23 protein-coding genes are annotated in these 25578 nt (G+C 60.3%); 12 read left to right on the top strand and 11 right to left on the bottom strand.

From position 1 onward, the window contains the following. The first annotated feature begins 150 nt into the window (after positions 1 to 150). From GDN47_RS06475 to GDN47_RS06455, 5 genes are read left to right on the top strand one after another with little or no spacing between them, the layout of a single operon-like run. Positions 151 to 2043 carry a peptidylprolyl isomerase gene (locus GDN47_RS06475; protein ID WP_152092828.1) on the top strand — a complete coding sequence of 631 codons (1893 nt, stop codon included), beginning with the start codon at positions 151 to 153 and terminating at the stop codon, positions 2041 to 2043. A gap of 25 nt (positions 2044 to 2068) precedes the next feature. Beyond that, positions 2069 to 3091: an anthranilate phosphoribosyltransferase gene (gene trpD / locus GDN47_RS06470; protein WP_145317440.1), complete on the top strand. Its 1023-nt coding sequence runs from the start codon at positions 2069 to 2071 to the stop codon at positions 3089 to 3091. A gap of 6 nt (positions 3092 to 3097) precedes the next feature. Continuing rightward, positions 3098 to 3913, top strand: coding sequence for an indole-3-glycerol phosphate synthase TrpC (trpC, locus tag GDN47_RS06465; protein ID WP_145317437.1), 816 nt, complete (start codon positions 3098 to 3100; stop codon positions 3911 to 3913). A gap of 1 nt (position 3914) precedes the next feature. Beyond that, the gene (gene moaC, locus GDN47_RS06460; protein WP_152092827.1) at positions 3915 to 4409 is read left to right on the top strand and encodes a cyclic pyranopterin monophosphate synthase MoaC; all 495 of its coding nucleotides are present in this window, start codon (positions 3915 to 3917) and stop codon (positions 4407 to 4409) included. A 3-nt stretch (positions 4410 to 4412) separates the two neighbouring features. After that, positions 4413 to 5639, top strand: a complete 1227-nt coding sequence (locus GDN47_RS06455; protein WP_152092826.1) for a molybdopterin molybdotransferase MoeA — start codon at positions 4413 to 4415, stop codon at positions 5637 to 5639. Positions 5640 to 5764: 125 nt separating this feature from the next. Here GDN47_RS06455 and gnd read toward each other — a convergent pair whose 3' ends face one another. Then, positions 5765 to 6790, bottom strand: coding sequence for a phosphogluconate dehydrogenase (NAD(+)-dependent, decarboxylating) (gene gnd, locus GDN47_RS06450; RefSeq protein ID WP_069612206.1), 1026 nt, complete (start codon positions 6788 to 6790; stop codon positions 5765 to 5767). A gap of 304 nt (positions 6791 to 7094) precedes the next feature. On the opposite strand from gnd, the gene tehA reads away from it, so the two are divergent. Continuing rightward, positions 7095 to 8096 carry a dicarboxylate transporter/tellurite-resistance protein TehA gene (gene tehA / locus GDN47_RS06445; protein ID WP_152092825.1) on the top strand — a complete coding sequence of 334 codons (1002 nt, stop codon included), beginning with the start codon at positions 7095 to 7097 and terminating at the stop codon, positions 8094 to 8096. Between the two features lie 30 nt (positions 8097 to 8126). Beyond that, entirely contained in the window at positions 8127 to 8498 is a 372-nt protein-coding gene (locus tag GDN47_RS06440; RefSeq protein WP_113330673.1) for a VOC family protein, read from the top strand. 33 nt (positions 8499 to 8531) lie between these two features. Here the strand turns inward: GDN47_RS06440 and GDN47_RS06435 are convergent, their stop codons facing one another. Next, positions 8532 to 9665 (bottom strand): citrate synthase, encoded by a 1134-nt coding sequence (locus tag GDN47_RS06435; protein ID WP_113330672.1) that lies wholly within the window; start codon positions 9663 to 9665, stop codon positions 8532 to 8534. Positions 9666 to 9877: 212 nt separating this feature from the next. On the opposite strand from GDN47_RS06435, the gene GDN47_RS06430 reads away from it, so the two are divergent. Together GDN47_RS06430 and GDN47_RS06425 are read left to right on the top strand one after the other, a co-directional pair. Next, a complete protein-coding gene (locus tag GDN47_RS06430) occupies positions 9878 to 10945 on the top strand; it encodes an IS110 family RNA-guided transposase (protein WP_152092824.1) in 1068 nt (355 codons plus the stop codon). Positions 10946 to 11214: 269 nt separating this feature from the next. After that, positions 11215 to 12303: a citrate synthase/methylcitrate synthase gene (locus tag GDN47_RS06425; RefSeq protein ID WP_152092823.1), complete on the top strand. Its 1089-nt coding sequence runs from the start codon at positions 11215 to 11217 to the stop codon at positions 12301 to 12303. 22 nt (positions 12304 to 12325) lie between these two features. Here the strand turns inward: GDN47_RS06425 and GDN47_RS06420 are convergent, their stop codons facing one another. Beyond that, on the bottom strand, positions 12326 to 13201 hold the full coding sequence (locus tag GDN47_RS06420; RefSeq protein ID WP_173002448.1) for a LysR family transcriptional regulator: 876 nt from the start codon (positions 13199 to 13201) through the stop codon (positions 12326 to 12328). 97 nt (positions 13202 to 13298) lie between these two features. Between GDN47_RS06420 and GDN47_RS06415 the strand changes: the two genes are divergently transcribed. Beyond that, a complete protein-coding gene (locus GDN47_RS06415) occupies positions 13299 to 13898 on the top strand; it encodes a LysE family translocator (protein ID WP_152092821.1) in 600 nt (199 codons plus the stop codon). A 26-nt stretch (positions 13899 to 13924) separates the two neighbouring features. Here the strand turns inward: GDN47_RS06415 and GDN47_RS06410 are convergent, their stop codons facing one another. The 4 genes from GDN47_RS06410 to GDN47_RS06395 all read right to left on the bottom strand — a co-directional run bounded on the left by GDN47_RS06410 (position 13925) and on the right by GDN47_RS06395 (position 17997). Continuing rightward, entirely contained in the window at positions 13925 to 15784 is a 1860-nt protein-coding gene (locus tag GDN47_RS06410; protein WP_152092820.1) for a CHASE2 domain-containing protein, read from the bottom strand. Positions 15785 to 15796: 12 nt separating this feature from the next. Next, the gene (locus GDN47_RS06405) at positions 15797 to 16330 is read right to left on the bottom strand and encodes a FecR domain-containing protein (RefSeq protein ID WP_145317411.1); all 534 of its coding nucleotides are present in this window, start codon (positions 16328 to 16330) and stop codon (positions 15797 to 15799) included. Between the two features lie 85 nt (positions 16331 to 16415). Next, complete coding sequence (locus tag GDN47_RS06400) at positions 16416 to 17465, bottom strand: HoxN/HupN/NixA family nickel/cobalt transporter (protein WP_152092819.1); 1050 nt, start codon at positions 17463 to 17465, stop codon at positions 16416 to 16418. A 139-nt stretch (positions 17466 to 17604) separates the two neighbouring features. Further along, the gene (locus GDN47_RS06395) at positions 17605 to 17997 is read right to left on the bottom strand and encodes a rhodanese-like domain-containing protein (RefSeq protein ID WP_152092818.1); all 393 of its coding nucleotides are present in this window, start codon (positions 17995 to 17997) and stop codon (positions 17605 to 17607) included. 65 nt (positions 17998 to 18062) lie between these two features. Here GDN47_RS06395 and ftrA point away from each other — a divergent pair, with 65 nt between their 5' ends. Next, positions 18063 to 19100 carry a transcriptional regulator FtrA gene (gene ftrA / locus GDN47_RS06390; RefSeq protein WP_152092817.1) on the top strand — a complete coding sequence of 346 codons (1038 nt, stop codon included), beginning with the start codon at positions 18063 to 18065 and terminating at the stop codon, positions 19098 to 19100. Here ftrA and pyrG read toward each other — a convergent pair. The 4 genes from pyrG to GDN47_RS06370 form a co-directional block, all read right to left on the bottom strand. Continuing rightward, positions 19063 to 20691 carry a CTP synthase gene (pyrG, locus tag GDN47_RS06385; RefSeq protein ID WP_162746325.1) on the bottom strand — a complete coding sequence of 543 codons (1629 nt, stop codon included), beginning with the start codon at positions 20689 to 20691 and terminating at the stop codon, positions 19063 to 19065. The genes ftrA and pyrG overlap by 38 nt on opposite strands. 143 nt (positions 20692 to 20834) lie before the next feature. Next, positions 20835 to 21353: a preprotein translocase subunit SecG gene (gene secG, locus GDN47_RS06380; RefSeq protein WP_113330663.1), complete on the bottom strand. Its 519-nt coding sequence runs from the start codon at positions 21351 to 21353 to the stop codon at positions 20835 to 20837. 113 nt (positions 21354 to 21466) lie between these two features. Continuing rightward, positions 21467 to 22237 (bottom strand): triose-phosphate isomerase, encoded by a 771-nt coding sequence (gene tpiA, locus GDN47_RS06375; protein WP_113330662.1) that lies wholly within the window; start codon positions 22235 to 22237, stop codon positions 21467 to 21469. A 136-nt stretch (positions 22238 to 22373) separates the two neighbouring features. After that, entirely contained in the window at positions 22374 to 23270 is an 897-nt protein-coding gene (locus GDN47_RS06370) for an alpha/beta fold hydrolase (protein ID WP_113352506.1), read from the bottom strand. Between the two features lie 205 nt (positions 23271 to 23475). Here GDN47_RS06370 and parE point away from each other — a divergent pair, with 205 nt between their 5' ends. Next, positions 23476 to 25539, top strand: coding sequence for a DNA topoisomerase IV subunit B (gene parE / locus GDN47_RS06365; RefSeq protein ID WP_113352505.1), 2064 nt, complete (start codon positions 23476 to 23478; stop codon positions 25537 to 25539). The last annotated feature ends 39 nt before the right edge of the window (positions 25540 to 25578 follow it).

Raw genomic sequence — 25578 nt, 5'->3', positions numbered from 1 at the left:
AACGCTGTCGCTTCTCAAAGGTTCCGGCATGGCTGCACCTCATCAGGCGATTTCCCCACTGGCTCTTCAATTCCGGTTCGGATTGTTCTAAGGAACTCCGATTGTTTCGCCTGCGGGCGAAGACTTGATGATGACGAGGTTTGCTTTCCGATGTTCGACGTGCTGAGAAAAATCGCCCAGACCTGGGTTGCCAAAGGTTTGTTGCTTCTTCTTGCGGCGGCCTTCGGCGTGTGGGGCGTCGAGCGGTCCCTTATCACGGGCGGTGGCAGCAATACCGTTGTCACAGTCGGCGATCAGCACATCGATACCAATGAGTTCCGCCTTGCCTATCGCCGCCAGATCCAGGCGATCAGCCAGCAGCTGCGCATGCAGATCACACCGGAGCAGGCTCGCGCCTTCGGCATCGGGCAACAGACGGTGGCGCAGCTCGTCGCCGGCGCTTCGCTCGATCAGCTCGCCGCTGACATGAACCTCGGCCTCTCGCAAGACCGCCTTGCCAAGCTCATCGGCGACGATCCGGCCTTCAAGGCTGCGAACGGTGCCTTTGACCGCCAAAAGTTCGATATGCTTCTGCGCAACAGCAACATATCGCCCGATGATTATATCAAGGAGCGCAGCAAAGTCGCGATCCGCAGCCAAATCGTCGAGGCTGTGTCGAATGGCTTTGTCGCACCGGCGGTTCTTGCCGATGCGGTCAAGCAGTATCACGATGAGACCCGCAGCATCGATTATCTGTTGCTGACCAATGCCAATATCGATCCCGTCAAGGCGCCGGCCGACGACGTGTTGCAGAAATGGTTCGATGGCGTGAAGTCGAAATATCGTGCGCCTGAATACCGCAAGTTCGCCTATGTGAAGTTGCAGGCCGAGGATATTGCCGATGTGGCAAGTGTCACGGATGACGAAGTGCGGGCGCAGTTCGACAAGCGCAAGGACAGCTTCACCACGCCGGCAACGCGCACCATCGAGCAGCTGACCTTCGCCAACAAGGATCTCGCCAATGCCGCAGCCGATGCGCTGAAGACGGGAAGCACCTTCGATCAGCTCGTCTCCGATCAGGGCAAGAAGCCGTCCGACGTGCTGCTCGGCACCTTCACCAAGGATCAGGTTCCGGACAAGACCGTTGCCGAAGCGGCGTTTGCCGTCTCCAAGGAAGGTGGCACCACGCCCGTCGTGGACGGTTCATTCGGTCCGGTCATCCTGCGTGTGACCAATGTGAAGAACGAAACTGCCAAGAATTTCGACGAGGTCAAGGAAGATATCCGCAAGCAGATTGCGCTCAGCACTGCCGCCAATGAAATCACCAGCGTCCACGACAAGTTCGAAGACCTGCGCGGCTCCGGCGCATCGCTGCAGGATGCGGCATCGCAACTCAAGCTGAAGCTCGTTATCATCGATGCGATCGACCAGACCGGCCTCGATCAGAACGGCAATGAGATCAAGGATCTGCCGGCCCGCCAGCAGCTGATCTCGGAGGTCTTCAAGGTCGATCAGGGTGGCAACCCTGCTCCCCTGACGGTCGGCAATGATGGCTACATCTGGTATGATGTCATGAACGTCACGCCTGATCATGATCGCCCGCTTTCCGAAGTCCGTGAAAAGGCAGTTGCCGACTGGACCGCGGAGCAGCAGAAGGTCGCGCTTGCCGCCAAGGCGGCCGAGCTGAAGCAGGAGGCGCAGAAAGGCAAGTCGCTCGCCGATATCGCCGCGCCGCTTGGCATCGCTGTTGAAAGCAAGGCCGGCATCACGCGCTCGACGGATGATCCGGTTCTGGGTCGCGGCGGTATCGCTGCCGCCTTCTCCGGTCCGGTCGATACGGCCGCCAACGCCATCGGCGCCGATGACACGACGCAGATCCTGCTCAAGGTCACCGATGTCAACGACAATCCGACGACCGATGCGCTGAGCAACGACGATCAGCAGGTGGCCCAGATCGCCAATGCTGCCGGCGACGACATCCTCGACCAGATAGTCGGCCAGCTGCAGTCCAAATACGCCGTAACGGTCAACCAGAGCCTCGCCGAACAGGCGATGTCCCGCTAGACCCATACGGGAGGATGGATCATCAATGACAGAATTGAAGCCTTTCCTCGCCAAGGTCGCCAATCGTGAGGCGCTGACGCGGGACGAAGCCCGGCAGGCATTCGAAATCCTGATGTCGGGCGAGGCCACGCCGTCGCAGATCGGTGCATTTCTCATGGCGCTGCGCGTTCGCGGCGAGACGGTGGATGAAATCGTCGGCGCCGTGACGACCATGCGCGCCAAGATGCTGCCGGTGGAAGCGCCTGCCGATGCGATCGATATCGTCGGCACCGGCGGCGATGGCTTCGGCACATACAATATCTCGACGCTGGCTGCATTCATCGTCGCCGGCGCGGGTGTGCCCGTCGCCAAGCACGGCAATCGTGCCCAAAGCTCCAAGGCCGGCACCGCCGACACGCAGTCCGTATTGGGTATCAAGCTCGATATCGGACCAGAGACGATTGCCCGCTGCATTCGGGAAGCCGGCATCGGCTTCATGTTCGCGCAGCTGCATCATTCTTCCATGCGCCATGTCGGCCCCTCGCGTGTCGAACTCGGCACGCGCACGATTTTCAATCTCCTTGGTCCGCTGTCCAATCCTGCCGGCGCTCGTCGCCAGCTGCTGGGCGTCTTCGCGCCACAATGGGTATTGCCGCTGGCCGAGGTGCTGAAGGATCTCAACGCAGAGAGCGTCTGGGTCGTGCACGGCGACGGCCTGGACGAGATCACCACGACCGGCAAGACCTCCGTCGCGGCCCTGGAAAACGGCAGGATTCGTAGCTTCGAACTGACACCGGCCGATTTCGGCCTGCAACATGCCGACCTTGCCGATCTCAAGGGTGGTGACGGCGTTGCCAATGCCGCAGCCCTTCGCGCAGTGCTCGCCGGCGAAAAGAACGCCTATCGCGACATCGCCCTTGCCAATGCGGCGGCCTCGCTGGTCATTGCCGGCAAGGCGGAAACGCTGCATGATGGCATGAAGCTCGCGGCTCATTCGCTCGATAGCGGCGCCACCGCCGTTGCACTGGAAAAGCTCATTGCCGTTTCCAATGAAGAAGGACAGGACTAGGACATCATGAGCGATATCCTTAGAAAGATCGAGGCCTACAAGCGCGAGGAAATCGCCGCTGCCAAGGCCAAGCTTTCCCTTGCCGATCTCAAGGCCATGCAGGCTGACCAGTCCGCGCCGCGCGGCTTTCACAAGGCGCTGCTTGCCAGGCAGGAATCCAGTGTTTTCGGCCTGATTGCCGAAATCAAGAAGGCAAGCCCGTCCAAGGGCCTGATACGCCCCGATTTCGACCCGCCTGCCCTCGCCAAGGCCTACGAGGCCGGCGGTGCGGCTTGCCTTTCGGTGCTGACGGATACACCGAGTTTCCAGGGTGCTCCGGAATTCCTGACGGCTGCCCGCGCGGCCTGCTCGCTGCCGGCACTGCGCAAGGATTTCATGTTCGACACGTACCAGGTCCAGGAAGCCCGTGCCTGGGGTGCAGACTGCATCTTGCTGATCATGGCATCGCTTTCGGACGATGACGCCGAGCGTCTTCAGGACGAGGCCTTCGGCCTCGGCATGGATGTGCTGGTGGAGGTCCACGACGCCGAAGAGATGGATCGTGCACTAAAACTGTCCTCGCCGCTGGTCGGCATCAACAACCGCAATCTGCGCACGTTCGAAGTAAGCTTGACGGTCAGCGAGAATCTGGCGCCCATGGTACCGAAGGATCGGCTGCTGGTCGGCGAAAGCGGCGTCTTCACACACGCCGACTGCAAGCGTCTCGAGGCCGTCGGTATCAGCACCTTCCTCGTCGGCGAAAGCCTCATGCGCAAGGATGATGTGACGGCGGCAACCAAACTGCTGCTGAACGGTGAAACCGGCATTCTGGCGGCCGAGTGAGATGAGCAGCGAGAAGGCCGGTCTTACGCATATCGACGCTTCGGGCGAAGCCTATATGGTCGACGTCGGCGATAAGGCCGAGACGGCGCGCAGCGCCACCGCGGCCGGTTACGTCAAGATGAAACCCGAGACTTTGGCGCTGATTCGCGACGGCAACGCTAAGAAGGGCGATGTGATCGGCACGGCGCGGCTTGCCGGCATCATGGCTGCCAAGCAGACCAGCAATCTCATCCCGCTCTGCCATCCCCTCATGTTGACGAAGGTTTCCGTCGATATCGCAGAAGATGCCGCCCTGCCCGGTCTCCGGGTCACCGCGACGACAAAGCTGACCGGCCGCACCGGCGTCGAGATGGAAGCGCTGACGGCGGTTTCCGTCGCCTGCCTGACGATCTACGACATGGCCAAGGCCGCCGATCGCGGCATGGAAATCGGCGGAATCACTCTATTGGAGAAATCCGGCGGCAAATCGGGGGATTTCCGCCATCCGAGGGCCTGATATATGAGCCTGCTACCCGTTGTCGAAGCGCAAGCGCGCTTGTTGGACAGTGCCGCGCCGATCCACCGTGTTGAAAGCGTTCCGCTTGATATGGCCGAAGGCCGGGTTCTGGCCAAAGATTTGACGGCGCGCCTGACACAGCCGCCTTTCGATGCCTCGGCGATGGATGGCTACGCGCTGCGCTTCGAGGATGCGGCACTGCCTGGTTCTGAGCTGCAGGTTATCGGCGCCTCGGCTGCCGGCCATGCCTTCGAAGGAACCGTCGGCAAGGGCAAAGCGGTTCGCATTTTCACCGGCGCGCCCGTTCCGGCCGGTGCCGATTCGGTGCTTTTGCAGGAGGACGCCGAGCGCTTGGAGGGCGATCGCATCCGCACGACCTATCCCTTGCGCAAGGGGCAGCATATTCGCCCGCGCGGACAGGATTTCCTGGAAGGCGAAGCCGTGCTTCCCGCCGGCACGGTGATGGACTTTTCGAGGCTTACCGTCGCCGCGGCCATGAACCATCCGGCCTTGGATGTCTACCGGAGGCCGCTGGTGGCGATTCTCGCGACCGGCGATGAACTCGTGGCTCCCGGCAATGAACCGGGTCCCTCGCAGATCATCGCGTCCAACACGTTCGGCATCGCTGCACTGGCCCGCAATGCAGGCGCGCATGTGCTTGATCTCGGCATCGTCGCCGACGACAGCGACGATATCACCGCCGCCATAGGCCGTGCGCAGGTGGCCAAGGCCGACATCATCGTCACGCTCGGCGGCGCTTCTGTCGGTGACCACGATCTGGTGCAGGCGACAATGGTGGCTGCGGGAATGAAGCTGGATTTCTGGCGTATCGCCATGCGCCCCGGCAAGCCGCTTATGGTCGGCAGCCTCGGCGACATGCATGTCCTCGGCCTCCCCGGCAATCCCGTCTCCAGCCTCGTCTGCGGCCTGCTCTTTCTCGAGCCATTGATAAGAAAGCTCGCATCCCTGCCGCCGATAAAGCGCGAAGGCTTTGCACGCGCCGCCATGTCCTTTGCGGCGAACGATCAGCGACAGGATTACGTCCGCGCAACGCTGACGAAAGCTGCCGACGGCGGCTGGCTCGCCGAGCCCTTCTCGAAGCAGGATTCGTCGATGATGAAAGTCTTTTCGCGTGCCGATTGCCTGGTCGTCCGCCCGCCACATGCCTCGCAGCTGGAAGTCGGTTCGCCCACTCCGGTCATATTCCTGCGGCCCGATCTGCTGGGCTGAAGGTCCCCCAGGAAAAGTGCAAGGCGGTTTCCGGCTCGACGTATCGGGATAATAAAAGCGGACAAGAAAAAGCCGGGAGGTTTGACCCACCCGGCTCGCTATCATCAGATCGATAGACCAACCAATTACTTCGCCGGCTTCTCATGGTGGCCGCCGAAGCCGGCGCGCATGGCAGAGAGAACCTTGTTGGCGTAGTCGTCATTGCCGCGCGAAGCGAAACGGCCGTAAAGCGCAGCGCTCAGCACCGGCGTTGGAACGCCTTCGTCGATCGCGGCCGAGATCGTCCAGCGGCCTTCGCCGGAGTCGGAAACGCGGCCGGCATATTGCGAAAGCGCTGCATCGCCGTGCAGGGCATCGGCCGTGAGGTCGAGCAGCCAAGAGGTGATCACGCTGCCGCGGCGCCAGACTTCCGAGATTTCGGCGATGTCGAGATCATACTGGTAATACTGCGGGTGGGAGAGCGGCGCGGTTTCGGCGTCCTTCTCCGCGTCTTGCTTGCCGATATTGGCATGGCGCAGAACGTTGAAGCCTTCGGCATAGGCAGCCATCAGGCCATATTCGATGCCGTTATGGACCATCTTGACGAAATGGCCGGCGCCGGATGGGCCGCAATGCAGATAGCCCTGCTCCGCCGTGCTGTTCTTGGCAGCCTCTTCCGAGCGCATTGCCGACGGAGCGACGTCACCGACACCGGGGGCAAGTGTCGCGAAGATCGGCGATAGATGCTGGACGGTTTCCTTTTCGCCGCCGATCATCAGGCAATAGCCGCGCTCCAGACCGAAAACGCCACCGCTGGTGCCGACGTCGACGTAATGGATGCCCTTCGGCTTCAGCTCTTCGGCACGGCGGATATCGTCGTGATAATAGGAATTGCCGCCATCGATGACGATGTCGCCCTCTTCCAGCAGCGGGACGATCGCCGCCAATTCCTGATCGACGATTGCCGCCGGCAACATCAGCCAGACAACGCGCGGCTTAGCGAGCTTCGATACGAAATCCGCGAGAGACTTGCTGCCGGTGGCGCCGAGCTGCTCAAGCCCGGCGATGCTTTCCGGACGCGCATCGAAAACAACCGCACTGTGACCGCCTCTCATCAGGCGCTGCACCATGTTGTTGCCCATACGGCCAAGGCCAATCATTCCGATTTGCATATGTCAGTCTCCTAGGACGGTTTTAATCGTTTGAATGTTCAATAGAGACATTTCGCAGCATTTTCCAATGAACAAATGACGGGCGAGCTATGCATAAGCCGGTCAGCGAAGGAAAATTCGCCCGTTCACGCATCTGTGATGTCGCCTGGTCTGACCTCCCGCTTTTCGCCATGATCGCGCTTTGCCGGTTTCGAGGAAAGCTGTATTTTGCGCTTCATTCATGTTGATGGATTTAGCATCGATCTCGGGTTCTTTGCATCATTCTCTTTAGGGTGGCGCTCACATAGAGCGTCAAAGGGGGCATATGGCTGCGTCTTTGAAACTACCGCTGGTTCCAGCTTCGTTTTTCGGCATGGTTCTTGGGCTTTCCGGTCTCGCCAATGCCTGGCGCGTGGGTGCCCGCATCTGGCATCTGCCAGTACTGATCGGTGAATTTCTGACCTTTATTGCGCTGGCCGTCTGGCTGGTGCTGATCGTGCTCTACGCTTTGAAGTGGATGGTGGCGCGCGAGGAGGCATTCAAGGAAGTGGCGCACCCTGTCCAATGCTGCTTTATCGGCCTTGTCGGTGTCGCAACCATGCTGGTGGCCGGTGGCCTGCTGCCCTATTCGCGTATCGGCGCCGAAACAATATTCCTGATCGGCGCCGTCTATACCCTGGCGTTCTCCGTCTGGCGAACCGGAGGGCTCTGGCAGGGCGAACGCGATATTGCCACGACGACAGCCGTGCTCTATCTGCCAAGCGTCGCCGGCAGTTTCGTGACTGCTATTGTCGGCGCCGCACTCGGCTTTCCGCAATGGGCGCAGCTTTTCTTCGGCGCCGGCTTCTTCGCCTGGCTTGCTATCGAATCCGCCCTGCTGCATCGCCTGCTGACGGGGCCGGCGTTGGCCGCGCCGCTGCGACCAACCCTCGGAATTCAACTGGCTCCGCCGGCTGTCGGTGCGTTAGCCTATATCAGCGCCACACAAAGCCCTCCCGACATGCTCGTCCACGCAATGATCGGCTACGGCTTGCTGCAGGCCCTGATCATGTTGCGCCTCCTGCCCTGGATCATGAAAGAAGGCTTCAGCCCCGCTTATTGGGCCTTCACCTTCGGCGCGACCGCACTGGCAACCGCCCCCATGCGCCTTGTCGAACGTGGCGATGTTGGTCCAGTGACGCAACTTGCTCCCATTCTCTTCGTCGCTGCCAATATCGTCGTCGGTTTGGTCGCGCTGGCAACGATCTGGCTGATTGCCAACCGCAAACTTGTCATTGGTTGGGTCGAGCTTGCCGACCGCGACGCTGGCGCCGTTGGTCAGCGTTAATGGAGTTCAATCTCACTTTTGGAGGGTGATGTGCTGGATCATGTGACGATCGGGGTTCGCGATATCGAGCGATCGAAGATCTTCTACGACACACTACTGCGCTCCATAGGCATAGAACGCCTTTATGCCGAAGGCGAAAGATTTGCGGGTTACGGTATTGGCCAGAAGGCTTTCTTCTGGATCGGTCAGCGCGATGCTTTGCAAACAGGCACCCATATCGCCTTTGCCGCCCGAAACAGGGAGCTCGTCGATGACTTCCATCGGGTCGGGATAATCGCCGGCGGCACCGATAACGGTGCCCCAGGTCTGCGCCCTCATTATCATCCGAACTACTATGGCGCTTTCATTCTCGATCCTGATGGCCACAATATCGAAGCTGTTTGTCACCTTCCGGTGAGTTGAGAAGAAAACGCCCTATGTCCGGTAAGAATGAGATCATAGTACAGGCGGACCTACATAGCGCGCACGCGGCCGAATGAGCCTGCCGCTGGTCGCCTGTTCCATGGCATGCGCGAGCCATCCGACCGTCCGTGCCAGCGCGAAGATGATTAGCGGCGCATTCTCCGGGAGATGATAGGCGTGGGTCATCGCTGTCAGGGCGAAGTCAACATTGACGCGTTCTCCGACCAGTTGCTCGCCGACATCGCGAACTCTGGCGAAGAGCGGCGGCAGCGTGAAGCAGCCAAGCAACGCCTCTCCCCGGATATCGGCATCAGGATAAAGCTGATGGCCAAAAGCCGGCAATGGCCGTCCTTCCGCGAGATAGCTGCGGACCGCCTCATCCACCCCCGTCGTGGCTGCCCGCGCGATCAGCGTACGCACGCTCTGCCATGCACCGCCATGCAGCGGACCTGTCAGTGTGGAGAGGCCGGATAGAGTGGCGGCGGATAGCGTGGCGCCTGCGGATGCCGTGATCCTTGCGGTGAAGGTCGAAGCGTTCAGCTCGTGATCGGCAAGCAAGACGAAACTGCGGCGGATCATATCGGCGGCATCAGGGCGGTCCCAGGCAGTCGCGAGACGGCGATGCAGTGGTTGATCCCACGCGCCCGGGGCCAGGGCCTCAGCCACCGTACCAAACACGCTTTCGGCTTCATTTTGCAGTGCCGGAAGCGAACGCCCGAGTGATGGCAGATCGCTTGTTATGCGCTCGGCAAGCGCGGAGAAAGCACTATCCAAGGAAGGCGGCTTCCGCCACGCCTCGCTTGGATCGAATCGCAACGGCCGCTTCATGTCCCAAAGCAGCCGCGCGATATCTTCGAGGCTTGCGCTTTCGGCAAGCATCGCCACGTCCTTGCCGCGATAGAAAAGCCTTCCGTTCGAAACCGTCGACAGTGCCGATGGCAATACCGGATCGCCCCATTGAATGGCCTCGGCGGCCACCGTCTCGGTCTTGCGCCGTCCGGCGTGGCGGGTGGCCAATCGCTTGACGTCATCGGCAAAATAGAGGCTGCGCCGCGTATCCGCGGGATCGGCTTTCGCACGAATGCGCCCGCGGCTGACATTGGCGTAGAGCGTCTGTGATTTCGTTCCCAGCAGGTTCAGCGCCTGCTCTGCCGTCAGCCAGCTCATCGGTCCTCATATTGATCAATTGCGTCAAGATTGACGTCAATAGGAATAGATCCGATCTAATCGGATAGTCAAAGGAGGTGGCATGAAAGAGGCCGCGCCCGTTGAGAGAACGGATCACTGAGATGCAGGTGATGATGGAGGGACAGCCACACTTCCAGCCTTTCGGCTTACCTTATTGGGGTTTGGTAGATCTCAACAAGGGAGTTGGAAGCATGACTGCCTCTTATGAATACCATATCGGCGTCGACTATCACAAATCCTACAGCCATCTTGTGGTGCAGAATTCGGCTGGTAAGACGCTGCGCTCTGGCCGGGTGAAGAACGATCGTCAGTCGCTGGGTGGATTTCTGGAACGATACCGTGAGAGCTCGCATGCGGTTGTCGAGGCGACGCGCAACTGGATGGTGATGTACGACTGGCTCGACGACATTTGTGATGATGTCGTCCTCGCCCATCCGCTGAAGGTCAAGGCGATCGCCGACGCGAAGATCAAGACGGACAAGATCGATGCGACGGTGCTGGCGCATCTGCTCCGGGCCGATTTGGTGCCGGAGGCCTGGGCACCAAGCGAGAGGTCGCGAGACCTTCGCGTCGCGCTGCGCGAGCGGATGTTTTACGTGCGGTTGCGCACGATGACGAAGAACCGGATCGTCACGGTGTTCGACCGTTACCCGGAGCAGACGGCGCAGTTGAAGAAGCTCGGCGACCTTTTCGGTAAGGCCGGCCGTGCCCAGCTAAAGCAGGTGAACGTCTCGGAGATCGACCGCATCCAAATCGACCGCGGCCTCGCCTTCATCGGCGACATCGATGGGCGCATCAAACAGTCGGAAGCAACAATCCGGGCAATGACTAAGGCCAATGCCAACGTCAAGCTGTTGAAGACGATCCCCGGCATCGGTGAGTTCTTTGCGAGGCTGATCGATGCCGAGATCGACGACATCAGCCGCTTCCGTAACCCGAAGAAGCTTGCTGCCTATGCTGGCCTGGTGCCGTCGACTTATTCGAGCGGCGGCAAGACCTTTCACGGCAAGATCATCAAGCAGGGCAACAAGTGGCTGCGCTGGGCTTTCGTCGAGGCGGTAACGCCCGCCATCGCCAGCGATGCTCAGCTTCGCGCCCAATACGAACACCTGAAGATCAGAGGCATTAATAAAGCGCGTGTTGCCATCGCGCGCAAGCTTTTGACGATCGCTTTCCAGATCCTGCATGATCAGCGTGCTTACGAGCCGCGCGGCGCCGGTCCTATGGAAGGCACGTCGACGATATCCCGGTTGTCCTGATTGCAGTTTAGCGGGCTCGGCAGGACTGAGCCGCGCTCTCAAGGAGAATGGGAAACCGGGAGCCGAACGCCACTCTGTGACCGAAGCCGCGAAGGCATCAGGATCACGCATTGGAGATTGGTTCGAGAACCGAACGGCAGATGCCTGTCGCGCGGAAGCGAGAGATTGAGCCGATCGGCGAAAATGCCGGTCAAAAAGCAACTGAACCCAAGGAAATGCCCGCAGATGCTGGTGCTTTACCCCTTGTGTTCTTTCATTGGAGAACCGTAATGAAAAGTGGTCTTGAAGATGTCATTGCCGCAGAAACCAAGCTGTCCGATGTCGACGGCGCTGCCGGTCGCCTGATCATCCGCGGCGTGTCGCTCGATGATCTGGTGGCAACCAGCCGCTTCGAGGATGTTGCGGCGCTGCTGCTGGATGGCCTGTTTGACGAACATATCGACGCAGCTTCCATCCGAACTCAACTCGGCGCGGCTCGTGTTGCGCTTTTCCCGCATGTGAAGGCCGCCGATGCCGCTCTGCTCGCGCTACCACCCGTGGATGCCGTGCGGGCCTTGCTGGCGCGCGTGGCCGACGGTGAGGATTTCGCCACCGCGATCCGCCTGATGGCGGCACCGGCCGTTTTCCTGCCGGCCATCTTGCGATTGCAGAAAGGCGAAGCACCGATAAAGCCGGATGCATCCTTGTCCCAATCCGGTGATATCCTGCGCATGCTGACGGGTCGAAGCCCGACCGCAGAGCAGACCGCAGGCCTCGATGCCTATCTGGTGACGATTTCCGATCACGGCTTGAATGCGTCCACATTCGCCTCCCGCGTCATCGCCTCGACTCATGCCGGTCTGACCTCCTCTGTGCTCGCCGCAATCAGCGCCCTTAAAGGTCCGTTGCATGGCGGCGCCCCCGGCCCTGTCCTCGACATGTTTGACGGCGTCGGCAAACCGGAAAATGCCCGGGCATGGTTGTCTGACGCGCTCGATCGTGGCGAGCGGCTGATGGGTTTCGGTCACCGCATCTATCGCGTCCGCGATCCGCGCGCCGATGCGCTGAAGACTGCATTAAAGCCGATCTTTGCGAGCGGCCAGGCGGATGCTGGACGTATCGCGCTGGCGGAAGCCATTGAGGCGGCGGCACTGGCGTTGCTGAAGGAGCGCAAGCCGGATCGGTCCTTGGACGTCAACGTCGAATATTACACCGCCTTGCTGCTCGACGCCCTCGGCTTTCCTCGTAGTTCGTTTACCGGCGTCTTCGCGATCGGCCGCACGGTCGGCTGGATCGCCCATGCCCGCGAGCAGACGCTCGATGGGCGTCTGATCCGTCCGCAGTCGCGCTATGTCGGTCCGCTGCCGAAGGCGGCATAGGCGGTTTTATCAAGGACGGAATTTAGGCGGCCGCGGATTGGCGCGGCCGCATCATGCCCTCGCGGATATGGCGGGCAAGCTCCAGCGCCTGCGGTGTTGCGCCGCCCTTCGGCAAATGCAGGTTGATTGAGAAGACCGGCAGCTCGGGCAGACCCTGCTCGCCGGTGAGGATATCGAGATCGGTTGGAACGGTCGAAGCGAGCCAGGCGGTGATAGCCAGATCCGTGCGCACCGTCGCCGTGGTCGCTTCGATATTGCCATTCTCAAAGACCGTCCGCCAGCGCAACCCATCCTTGCTGAGTGCGGCAAAGACCGACGATCGGAAGGCACAGGTATCGGCGACCATCGAAATCGGCAGCGGTACCTTGCGATGGGCATTGCCTGCCTTCGCTCCGACCCAGACGAGCCGCTCCACAGCAAGGCATTCGCCCTGCGACGTGCCGTATGGTTCCTCCACCACACAGAGGTCGACGGTTCCCTTCCCCAACTCTTCCAGCAGTTCCGGCGACGATGCGCAGACCAGCGAAATCTCCACCTGCGGATGGCGTTCGGCATAGGATTTCAGCACGGGCGCTAGCGTCGCGCCCACAAGATCATAGGGAACGCCGAGCCGGACGCCGCCGCGAACGGTGCTTTCCGTCATATCGTCCCAGATCTCGTCATTCAACGCCAATAGGCGGCGAGCATTGCCGCGCAGGCGTTCACCGGCCTCCGTCAGCCGCAATCCGCGCTTGTCCCGTTCGAACAGAGCGCAGCTGAGCATATCCTCCAACCGCTTGATCTGCTGGCTGACGGCGCCCTGGGTCATATGCAGCATATTGGCGGCAATTGTCATGCTGCCCTGGTCGGCAACGGTGGCGAAGGTTCTGATGAGGGTAATATCGAAGTTTCGGATCATCTGGGCATTATAATTGCTAATGCCTTGATCCTTCAATATTCGATTTCATAATGCGGGAGCTGCGCCTATGCCTTTTTCGATTAGAGAAGGGCTGGATATGACAATCGAACCTCTGCTGCCGCTGATACTCTTCGCATTGGTTTCCACCATAACGCCGGGCGGTGCGACCACGCTCGCGACTGCGTCCGGCGCGCATTTCGGCTTCCGTCGCTCCATACCCGTCATGGGCGGTTTTGCCTTCGGCTTGGGCTCCATGGCCTGCGCTGCGGCTGCGGGGCTCGGCAGCGTGTTGATGGCCCTGCCGATGCTGCAGATCGCCATGAAGACGCTGGGGTCCCTCTATCTGCTCTGGCTCGCCGTTCGGATCGGCAGAAGCGGCCAGCCGCACGAGGTGGGGCAGATGGCGAGACCGACAGGCTTCCTCGCCGGCGTATGGATGCTCTGGCACAATCCCAAGGGCTGGGCCATGACGATGGGGGCTGCTGCTTCTTTCGCTGCGTTGGCAGAAAGTCCCGTTAGACTTGGTATATTGCTCGGTGTGACTTTCTGCCTTATCGCAGCCTTCTCGCTCGCCGTATGGTGCCTTCTCGGGCAGATGCTCGGGCGTCTGCTGAAAGCGGCATGGCAGTGGCGCGCGGTCAATATCTCTCTTGCGTGCCTCCTGGTGATTTCAATCATTCCGATGTGGGGAGAATGAAACCAGGCAGATGGAGGCTGGTTTGATCACGGCCGGCTGCGCCAAAGCCATATGGTCAAGGTCCCGGCGCGACCACGCAAGCCTGTTTCGATCGGGCCATCGAGGCTGCCCTCATTGAAAGGCGCGCTGTCCCGACCGGCGGAAAGCAATAGCTCATGGCTGATGGCGATTTCGGCGCGATTGCTGGCGGCGACCTCCATCAGCCGGCTTGCGACGTTAACGGTGTCGCCGGTTGCGGTGATCTGCTGTCGTCCTCCACCACCCAGCCGGGAGGCGACGATGGTGCCGCAATGCGCACCGATCTTGAAGCCGATGCGGGAAGCGACCGTCTCCGGCAGTGCTGAGAGCCAGCCCTTCATCCGCGCGGCGAGACGCATGCAGCAGCGCGCCGCATTGGCGGGGTCGCTCGGCTTCGGCTGCGGCAGGCCGAAAAGGATCATCGCTCCATCACCCATGAAGCTGGTGATGGCACCGCCGGATGCGGTTACCTCTTCATCGACGAGATTGTAGAAGCCGTTCAGCAGTTCCCGCACAGCTGCTGGGCCAATGGCCTCGCTAAGACCTGTGAAGCCGTTAATGTCGATGAAGACGACGGCCGCTTCCTGTTGCACAGGGCTTGCGAGAAAATCGGGATCGCGTGCAAGATGCTCGGCAAGACCGGGCGCCTCGATGCGCTGCAGGAGCTCGCTTTGCTCGGCAAATCGCGTCGCTCGTCTGCGGTCAAGCCAAAGCTGCGCAGCGCCATATAGCAGCATCGGTGGTACGGTCGCAGCAATCGGCAGTGCTGCGCTCAGCCATATCCCATGCTTGAATGCGCTGACATTGACTGCGAACCAGACAAGCATGACGCCGAGTACTGTTATCGGGCCGATGGCACTGCGCCGCCAGGAGAGAAGGGCAATGACGAGCAGCGGCAGGCCGACGGCGAAATAAAGGTCGATAAAACGGACGTTGCGGTCGCGTACCAGCCCGTCTCCGGCAATCAGATGCGTGATCGAGGTCGCGATAACCTCGACCCCAGGCAGAACGGGATCGAAGGGTGTTGGAAAGACATCGCCGCCGCCGGTAACGGTCGCGCCGATAACGACGATATGATCCCTTATCGCAGCCTCCGGCAAGTGCCCATTGAGCGCAGCACTGGCGCTGACGGTGCGGATTGTTCCGCGCGGACCGTAGAACGAGAGCGGCATGAGATAGCCGGTATCGGTCTGGATGGACCTGTCACCGATCTTGATATGATCGGAGATGACGGTTGTCTGCTCGTTGGTTGCGGTGGAAACGACACGCAGCGAAAAGGATGGTTCGATCCGCTCGCCGCTGCGAAACAGCAAAGGCACGAAACGCGGCGTGCCCGCCTTGTCGGTCTGCACATTGACGATGCCATAGCTTGCGACGTCGGCGAACCGCTGCTGCGGTTCGAGGAATTGCAGCGCACTGGGCACGCGAGCGAGAGGTTCCTTGCTATCTTCTGTGACGCGCTGGCGGCTTTCGGGAAAGATGCCGGCTGCGGCCAGCACAATCTTGGTCCGTTTGAGCGATTGTTCCAATGCTGCATCGTTGGCCTCGTCGCCGGCATCGACCAGAAGCAGATCGAGCGCGACGGCTTTCGGCCCCAATGCGGCGATGGCATCGATCACTTTGGCGAGCGTGGCGCGCGGCAAAGGATAGTGTCCCGCCATACGCGACGTCTCATCGTCTATGGCAATGATCGTGACGAGATCGGGTGGCTGGAAGCTGCCGCCGAGCGTATTGCGGAGGTTCGTGAGCGTCGCTTCGGCGCCGTCGACAAAGGGAATGTCACCGCGCAGATGCGCGACGCCCAGGCCCATCCCCCAGACGGCAGTCAAGAAAAGCGCAATCAGCGTCTGCAGCGGCGGTCTGCGCATGATGTCGGAATCTCACTGGCCGAGGCGCGCCATCAAAGCATTTATGCGCGGCTGTCCCCATTGGGTGACACGCAATGCGGCGCGCCCCCGGTCGGCGTCGACGCCTTGTCCTTGGCCTAGCGTAACCCCCTGCCCGGTCGATACCTTATTGACCGCGACCCGGCCGCGCAGGACAAGCACGGAGGTATTGCCCCGTTTCACGTCGACGGCCCAGCGCGTGCCGCGCACGGCGGCGATCGCCTGCGGCGTCACCACTTCGAATCCGCCCTTAACACGGTTGCGATCGACATCAACCAGTGCTGCCTTGCTGTCGAGTACGAGAGCATCCGCCCGACCATCATGGTTTCGGTCTGCAAACCGGTAGTGAGCGCCACGCTCGACGGTGACGCTAAGCCCAGCTTCGCAATTCAAGACCTGGCGCGTCGTGCTGACGGCAGGCTGCAATGGGCAATTTGCGACGGCTTGTGCAGAAGCCGTGCCGGCGCTGACGATGCATAGACTGCCTGCTGCCAGCACTAGGCTGCGAACATTGCTTGCGTGGATCATGATTGTGGCCCCTCATCGCATGCGACTGGAGCCGCGGACGGCGATTTCCAGTCACGGTATGCCCGATCCCTGGGGCGATGATGCGTCATGAGCGATTGATCTGCAAGTTGTCGTAGCCTCTGGCTTTGTAGAGCACGGTCGAAACCAGCCAGCTCAGCAAGAAGATGCCGACGACGGCGAAGCCGAAATTGGCAAGGTTGTCGTTGAGTTCACCGACGAAGCTCCAGAAGCTGCCTTCTAGGCCGAGTTTGTCGGCGATGAGTCCCAAGGCCTCGATACCACCGATGAAGACGGCGACGACGACTGAAGCCGCAGTGATGGTCAGATTGTACCAGAGCTTGCGCACGGGTTTCACGAACGCCCAACCATAGGCACCCGTCATCAGCGTACTATCCAACGTATCCATCAGCGACATGCCGGCGGTGAACAGCGCCGGGAAGACGAGTATGGTCCAGAAGGACATGCCCTGTGCGGCTTGAGCGGCCGAAATGCCGAGAAGCCCGATCTCAGTTGCGGTATCGAAGCCGAGGCCGAAAAGGAAGCCGATCGGATACATGTGCCAGGAGCGGGTCACTACCTTGAACATCGGACGGAAGATGCGTGCCAGAAAACCGCCGCCGGCAAGCAGCGTGTCGAGATCTTCCTCTGCGATCCGCTCACCCCTCTGTGCCCTTCTGAAAGCGGACCAGACGCCTTTAAGGACGAAGAGATTGGCGACGCCGATCAGCAGCAGAAAGACCGCCGAAACCGTCGTACCTATGACGCCGCCGATATCGTGGAAGGAATCGAGCTGGCTCTGCATGGCAGCCGCCGTTGCGGCAATCAGGATCGAGGCGATCACGACGATCGAGGAATGACCGAGCGAGAAGAAGAAGCCGACAGCATAGGGCTGCTTGTTTTCCTGAATGAGCTTGCGCACGACATTGTCGATCGCGGCGATGTGATCGGCATCGAAGGCGTGGCGCAGGCCGAACATATAGGCAAGAAGCGCAATACCAAGCAAAGACGGACGGTCTGCAAAAGCGACCCAAGCCCAGATCCAGGCGGCAATATTGAAAACGATCAGCAGCGCGAAGGTGAAGGCGATCTTCGCCCGCGGCCTTTCCGCGCGATCATCAAATGGATTGAGAATCATACTTTTGTTCCCGTTATGCTTACTCGCACAATGTCACGGAAACGAAAGCAGCGCGACAGTCAAATGACGTAGATGCCGAAGTTTTTCGCAGTGTCGCAAAAATGGGCAGACCCGTCTATGCCGGCTCTGCCCTTTGCGCTCAGTCCTTCTCGAACGGATACCCCTCATCGGCCCAGCCGGTCATGCCGCCGATCATGACCTTCACGCGCTTACCGAGTGTGCCCAGACGCCAGGCCGCCTTGTCTGTGCCGTTACAATGCGGTCCGGCGCAATAGACGACGAAGAGTGTATCATCTGGCCATTCCGCCATCTTCCTCGCGGTCATCTTGCCATGCGGCAGGTTGATCGCACCCGGGATATGCTTCTCCTGGAACATGGCCGGGCCGCGGACATCGAGCAGGACGAAATCGACATTGCCCGATGTCGCGGACTGGTAGACGTCGGAGCAATCGGTTTCGAAGCCAAGCCTCTTGGCATAGTGCTCAGCGACGAGACTGGGGTCTGCAACGGGGATTTCACTGACGAAGGACATGGAACGCTCCTTATTTGGTTCGGTGCATTCATGCCTGAGCGATCCCATGATTGAAATTGGCCGAAATGCCATATAACGTCAAAATCATGCCAAACTCAGATCACCCCAATCTCCGCGGCCCCCATGTCGTCACCCTTGTCTATGACGGGCTGTGCACCTTCGAATTCGGCGTCGCCTATGAGATCTTTGGCCTGTCGCGTCCGGAAATGGGCGAGGACTGGTATCGCTTTTCCGCCTGCGCTATCGAGCATGGCCCTCTGCGCGCCGCAGGCGGGCTGACGATACAGGTCGACCACGGTCTTGAAGTCCTTGCCGATGCCGACCTCATCATCGTGCCCGGCTGGCGCGGTATCGGAACGCCGGTCCCTGCCCTGCTGATTGCCGAACTCCAAGCGGCCAGCCGCCGTGGTGTCCGCATCATGTCCCTCTGCTCTGGCGTCGCAGTCCTTGCCGCGGCCGGTCTACTCGCCGGCCGCAAGGCGACCACACATTGGCGCTACGTCGATTCCATTGCTACGCGCTATCCGGATATATTAGTCGATGCCGATGTTCTCTATGTCGATGAAGACAAGGTGCTGACCGCCGCCGGCAGTGCCGCCGCCATCGATCTCTGTCTGCATGTCGTGCGCCGCGATTACGGACCGGATATTGCCAACAGCGTCGCCCGCCGTCTTGTGGTTCCACCCCATCGCGAGGGCGGCCAGGCGCAATATATCGAAACGCCGGTTTTGAGACAGCGTGAGGGAGCTCGTTTAGGCCCGCTGCTTGAATGGATGCGCGAGCGTTTGCAGGAAGATCAGCCCATTGCGGCACTTGCAGCGCGGGCCGGCATGAGTGTGCGGACCTTCCAGCGCCGTTTCGAGGCGACCACCGGCATGGCACCGGGGGAATGGCTGCTCAGCGAGCGGCTGAGGCGCGCCCGCGATCTACTTGAAAAGCAAACGGCCATTTCATTGGACGATGTAGCCGCGGCAAGCGGGTTTGGATCGCTCGCCACCATGCGCCATCATTTTCGGGAGAGGCTTGCGGTGAGCCCGAGCGACTACCGCAAGCGATTTGCAAATCTTAAACCAGCCGGCTCTGTTCCGTCGCCGCTTCGATGAAGCTCGAGAACAGCGGATGCGGCTCCAGCGGACGGGACTTCAGTTCCGGATGATACTGAACGCCGATAAACCACGGATGATCCGCATATTCGATCGTTTCAGGCAGAACGCCGTCCGGTGACATGCCGGAGAAGGTCAAGCCGCATTCTTCCAGCCTGTCCTTGTAGTCGACATTGACCTCGTAGCGATGGCGATGACGCTCCGAAATATCTGTGGAGCCGTAGATCTCGGAAATCTTCGTGCCCTTCTTCAGGGCCGCCTTGTAAGCGCCAAGGCGCATCGTGCCGCCGAGATCGCCGGATGCCGTGCGCTTCTGCAGCTCATTGCCCTTCAACCATTCGGTCATCAGGCCAACGACAGGTTCCTTGGTCGGGCCGAACTCGGTCGACGAGGCATGTTCGACACCGGCCAGATTGCGGGCCGCTTCGATGACGGCCATCTGCATGCCGAAGCAGATGCCGAAATACGGCACCTTGCGTTCGCGTGCGAAGCGGGCTGCCAGGATCTTGCCCTCCGAACCGCGCTCGCCAAAGCCGCCGGGGACGAGAATGCCGTGAACTTTCTCAAGATACGGCGCCGGATCTTCCTTTTCAAAGACCTCGGATTCGATCCATTCGAGCTTGACCTTGACCCGATTGGCGATGCCGCCGTGATGCAGTGCTTCGATCAGCGACTTATACGCATCCTTGAGCCCGGTATATTTGCCGACGATGGCAATCGTCACCTCGCCTTCCGGCGTGCGGATGCGATTGCAGACCTCTTCCCACTGCTCCAGGCGCGGCTTCGGGGCCGGCTCGATGCCGAAAGCAGCCAGAACTTCGTTGTCGAGGCCTTCCTTGTGGTAGGCCATCGGCACGTCATAGATGTTGGCGACATCGAGCGCCTGAATGACAGCAGATTCCCGCACGTTGCAGAACAGCGAAAGCTTGCGACGCTCGGCTTCGGGGATTTCCCGATCCGCACGAACCAGCAGAATGTCAGGATGAATGCCGAGTGCCTGCAGTTCCTTGACCGAATGCTGCGTCGGCTTGGTCTTCAGCTCGCCGGCAGCGGGTATATAGGGCATCAGCGTCAGATGGACGTAAACAGCCGTACCGCGCGGCAGATCGTTGCCGAGCTGGCGGATCGCTTCCATGAAAGGCATGGCTTCGATATCGCCGACCGTGCCGCCGATTTCGCAGATGACGAAATCATAGTCGTCGTTGCCTTCGGTGACGAAATCCTTGATCTCGTTGGTAACGTGCGGGATGACCTGAACGGTGGCGCCGAGATAGTCGCCGCGGCGTTCCTTGTCGATGATGTTCTTGTAGATGCGACCGGTAGTGATGTTGTCGGTCTTGGTGGCCGAGCGGCCGGTGAAGCGCTCGTAGTGGCCGAGATCGAGGTCGGTTTCAGCACCGTCGTCGGTGACGAAGACCTCGCCGTGCTGGGTCGGGCTCATCGTGCCCGGGTCCACGTTCAGATAGGGGTCGAGTTTGCGCAGGCGGACTCGATAACCACGAGCCTGCAACAACGCTCCGAGAGCCGCAGCCGCAATTCCTTTTCCGAGGGAAGAAACCACGCCGCCAGTGATGAATACATATCGCGCCATGGGAGTCACCGGATACCTTTTCACAAATGATTCCGCTAGCCCTAAAATTCGTTTCCGGAATTTTGGCTACAGAACGCGGAATATGGACAAAACAAAACCGGCAGATCCGAGGACCTGCCGGGGATGATCTTCGGCGACCGGAATTACTTACCGGTCGGGACGCCGCCGTTGTCGGCTGGCGCGGGAGTGGTCGTCGCCGGCGCGGTCTGTTGACCGGTCGCGGCCGGAGCCTGCTGGGCAGGAGCTGCCTGATTCGTCGTGGCAGGCGGTGTTGCCTGCGACTGCGGAGCGACGGCACCGCTGTTCGGAACACCGCTATTATCGGCGGGCTTCGGCTGGGTGTTTGCCGGAGCAGCACCCTTCTGGCCGCCAAGCGAATCGAGAATGCCGTTGCCCTGACCCGCCGTGCTCGGAATGCGGTTGAGAATGTCGGTCGGGCGAGCCTCGAAGCGGGACAACACGTTCATGCCGAGGGCAAGCGCGAAGAACAGCGTTGCCAGAATGGCCGTTGTGCGCGTCAGCGCATTGGCCGTACCGCGCGCAGACATGAAGCCCGAGCCGCCCCCGATGCCAAGGCCGCCACCTTCGGAGCGCTGAATCAGCACCACGCCGATAAGGGCGACGACAACCATGAGATAGATGACAAGCAGTACGGTTTGCATAGATCCAGTCCTGCCCGGTGCGGGCATCAAAAATAAAAGCTCGCGGCTCTTTACATGAGGCTCTCGCCTATTCCAAGCCCTTTTAAGGCTGGAATTCCGGGCAAGTGGTTGCTTCAGGCGAACTGCCGTTCGAATGCGGCATAAATGGCGAGGAAGTCGACCGCTTTCAAGCTCTGTCCGCCGACAAGCACACCGTTGACATGCGGAACATCCAGAAGGTCGCGCGCATTGGCGCCGCTGACCGATCCGCCATAGAGGATTCGCATATTCGCCCCCTCCTTGCCGAAGCGCTCGATGAGTTCGGCGCGGATGAAGGCATGTGCCTCCTCGACGTTTTCCTGGGTTGGAACCACGCCGGTGCCGATCGCCCAGACTGGCTCGTAAGCGATCACGGTCGTCTGTGCCGTGGAGCCATCCGGAATGGAGCCCACGAGCTCCCGCTTCAGCACCTCGAGCGTTTGGCCACTATTGCGCTCGTAAGCCGTTTCGCCGATGCAGATGATGGCGATCAGCCCGGCATCATGCGCTGCCTGCGCCTTTGCGCGCACCAGCATGTCGCTTTCGGCATGATTCCTGCGGCGCTCTGAATGGCCGACGATGACGTGGGTCCCGAAGCAGTCGGCGATCATTTCGGCCGAAATATCGCCCGTATGGGCGCCACTGACCTGCTGATGGCAATCCTGAGCGCCGATGGCGAGCGGGCTGTCGTCGCAAAGCGCGGTCGCGACATAGAGCAAGGTGGCCGGGGGGCAGAGTAGCGTATCGATCTTCTCCGACAGCGGCGCCTTGACGCCGTCCGCGATCGCCTTGATCTGATCCAGGCTCGCGCGTGTGCCGTTCATCTTCCAGTTTCCGGCCAGGAGCGGCCGTATGGTCTTCGTCATTCCGATATTCTCCCCCTTGATCCAGCTTCGGACTAACAAAAAGGAAAGAGAAAGGAAAGTTATCGAATGCGGCCGGAACCAGCTCAAATCGTTTGAAAAATGCTTACCCGGAAAATAAGTCGGATTGCGCGAGCGTTTATGACGCTTGCGGATCAACGATCCAGTTGAGAACTTTGCGCCAATCGGTCATGCGGACGGGCGTCCCATGATTGCCGGTCTCGAAAAGCGTGAAGCGTGTCGGATAATGCGCTTTGTAGAGTTTTTCAAACAGCGCCTGCTGGTCCGCAGCCGCATAGACCGGATCCTTGCTGCCATGCGTGAACCAGAGCGGCAGCTTTGCCTTGTAGAAGGCGCTCTTGGTGAAATCAGGATCGGTGACGCCGCTCAGGATCGCCATGCCCCTCAGGCGCTTGACGCTTTCGGAATCGCGCGTAATGCCCCAGCAAATGAAGCTGCCCATGGAAGCGCAGGTGAGGATGACGGGCTTGCCGGCGGATTGCTCGTAGGAATAGCGGATGAGCTCGGCGATATCGGCAACTCCGTTGCTGTCGAAACCTCTGACGCTCGGTGCGTAATACGTGCCGCCGTTGCGATAGGCCAGGTTCTTCAGCCGGTTGAAATTGCCGCCGAACGTATAGTCGTTGGAGCCGAGCCGGCGGTCGCCGCCGCGGCCATGGATAAAGATCACGGTAAATGCCTGTTGCGATGCGGGACCTATGCGGGTGACATCAACCTTGCGGCCGCCGATCGCAAGCGTTTCGTCTTCCTGGGCTTTCCAGCGCACGCCGGTATCGACATAGGCCGGCTTGACGCGCTTTTCCGGAATCTGGTCGCGGCCGTTGATATCTCGCATTTCCTGGTAGTCGATCGTCTGGAACGCGCCGTTGTCGTGGCTTTCGATGACCGTCTGACTGGAAAACAGCTCGTCCTTGAACGGCTTCAACATATCTGCAGAGGCGGTCTGCCCCGTCGCCAGAAGCAAAATGGCCGAGATTGCGGGCAGGATAGGCAAATGAGCTGTGGACATTCGCATACGGATACTTCCTCAAATCAGCCATCGGGGTTGCCATTCGTCACTCAGCAACGCAAATCTCATTCATGAATCTTCCCCGTCACGGGGCGCCATCGCTCTTGTGCGCCGTTTCTGGCAGAATCACGATGATTCGCGAATAGCGGCGACAAATGCGATATTAAAGGGGTTTGGCCCCTCTAGGACAAATCTAGTAGCTCGAAGTTCTATGGATAACAGCAACGATCTCTTCTCCGGCCTCCCCCGCTCGCCGAAACCGGAAGCAGCGGAAAAGCCGGCCGCAAAGCCGGAAAAGCCAGCCGCCGCGCCTGCACAGCGCGCGGCTCCGACGACTTCGTCGTCAGAGGAATATGGCGCAAGCTCAATCCGTGTTCTCGAGGGACTCGAGCCCGTCCGCATGCGTCCCGGCATGTATATCGGCGGCACGGACGAGAAGGCATTGCACCACCTTTTCGCCGAAGTCATCGACAATTCCATGGACGAGGCGGTGGCCGGCCACGCCAATTTCATCGAGGTCTATCTCGATCGGGAAGGTTATCTGACCGTCACGGATAATGGGCGTGGTATCCCCGTGGAAAACCATCCGCAGGTACCTGGCAAGTCGACGCTCGAAGTCATCATGACCAAGCTGCATGCCGGCGGCAAATTCGACGGCAAGGCCTATGAGACCTCGGGCGGTTTGCATGGCGTCGGCGTGTCCGTCGTCAATGCGCTGTCGGATGATCTGGAAGTCGAGGTTGCCCGCAACCGCAAGCTCTATCGCCAGCGCTTCTCGCGCGGCCTGCCGATTGGCGGTTTGGAAGAGCTAGGTGACGTGCATAATCGCCGCGGCACGCGCGTCCGCTTCCATCCCGATCCGCAGATCTTCGGCGATCACGCCCGCTTCGATCCGGCCCGCGTTTTCCGCATGGCCCGTTCCAAAGCCTATCTGTTCGGCGGCGTCGAAATCCGCTGGGGCTGCGATCCCGAGCTGGCGCCGGAAGGCGCCGATGTTCCGGAAAAGGCGGTCTTCCATTTCCCGGGCGGCCTTAAGGATTATCTCAAGGCGACGATGGGCAGCGAGTTCACTGTTACCCGCGAGATCTTTGCCGGCAAATCGGAAAAGGAAAGCGGCCACGGCTCGCTCGAATGGGCGATCACATGGTATGGCGGCGACCCGCAGATCCATTCCTATTGCAATACGATTCCGACCCCTGAAGGCGGCACCCATGAGGCAGGCCTCCGCATTGCCTTGACCAAGGGCCTGAAGAGCTACGCTGATCTCACCCAAAACAAGCGTGCGGCCAATATCACGACGGATGACGTGATGATTTCGGGCGTCGGCATGCTGTCGATCTTCATCCGCGAGCCGGAATTCGTCGGACAGACGAAGGATAAGCTCGCGACGGTCGAAGCCCAGCGCATCGTCGAAAACGCACTGCGCGACCCTTTCGATCACTATCTTGCCGACAATCCGGCTGAAGCTGAAAAGCTGCTGGAATGGGTGATCGAGCGCTCCGAGGAGCGCCTGCGGCGGCGCAAGGAAAAGGAAGTCAACCGTAAAACCGCCGTGCGCAAGCTGCGCCTGCCGGGCAAGCTGGCGGATTGCTCGCAGAGCGCAGCGGAAGGTGCCGAACTTTTCCTCGTCGAGGGCGATTCGGCAGGCGGCTCGGCCAAGCAGGCACGAAACCGCACCAACCAGGCAATCCTGCCACTACGCGGCAAGATCCTGAACGTCGCCAGCGCCGGTCGCGAGAAACTGTCGGCCAACCAGCAGATCACCGATCTCGTCCAGGCGCTCGGCTGCGGCACCCGCACGAAATATCGCGAGGAAGACCTGCGCTATCAGCGCATCGTCGTGATGACCGATGCCGACGTCGATGGCGCCCACATCGCTTCGCTGCTGATCACCTTCTTCTATCAGGAGATGCCGGAGCTGATCCGTCAGGGCCACCTCTTCCTGGCCGTCCCGCCGCTCTACAAGATCACCCAGGGCTCGAAATCCATCTATGCCCGCGACGACGCCCACCGGCAGGAGCTGATGGCCACGGAATTCAAGGGCAAAGGCAAGGTTGAGATCAGCCGCTTCAAAGGTCTGGGCGAAATGTTGCCGGCCCAACTCAAGGAGACCACGATGGATCCGGCTAAGCGCACGCTGCTGCGCGTCGAGATCGATGAAGTCGATTTCGAGGGAACGCGCGACGCCGTCGACAATCTGATGGGCACCAAGGCCGATGCTCGCTTCCGCTTCATTCAGGAGCGGGCCGCCTTTGCCGAGGATCTGGATATCTGACAGCAGACCAACCGCCGAAACGGATTTGTTGATCCTCCT

The organism is Martinezella dioscoreae, assembly GCF_009176305.1.
In the GTDB taxonomy this organism is placed as follows: domain Bacteria; phylum Pseudomonadota; class Alphaproteobacteria; order Rhizobiales; family Rhizobiaceae; genus Rhizobium; species Rhizobium dioscoreae.
This window is presented reverse-complemented; position numbering and strand designations above follow the sequence as displayed.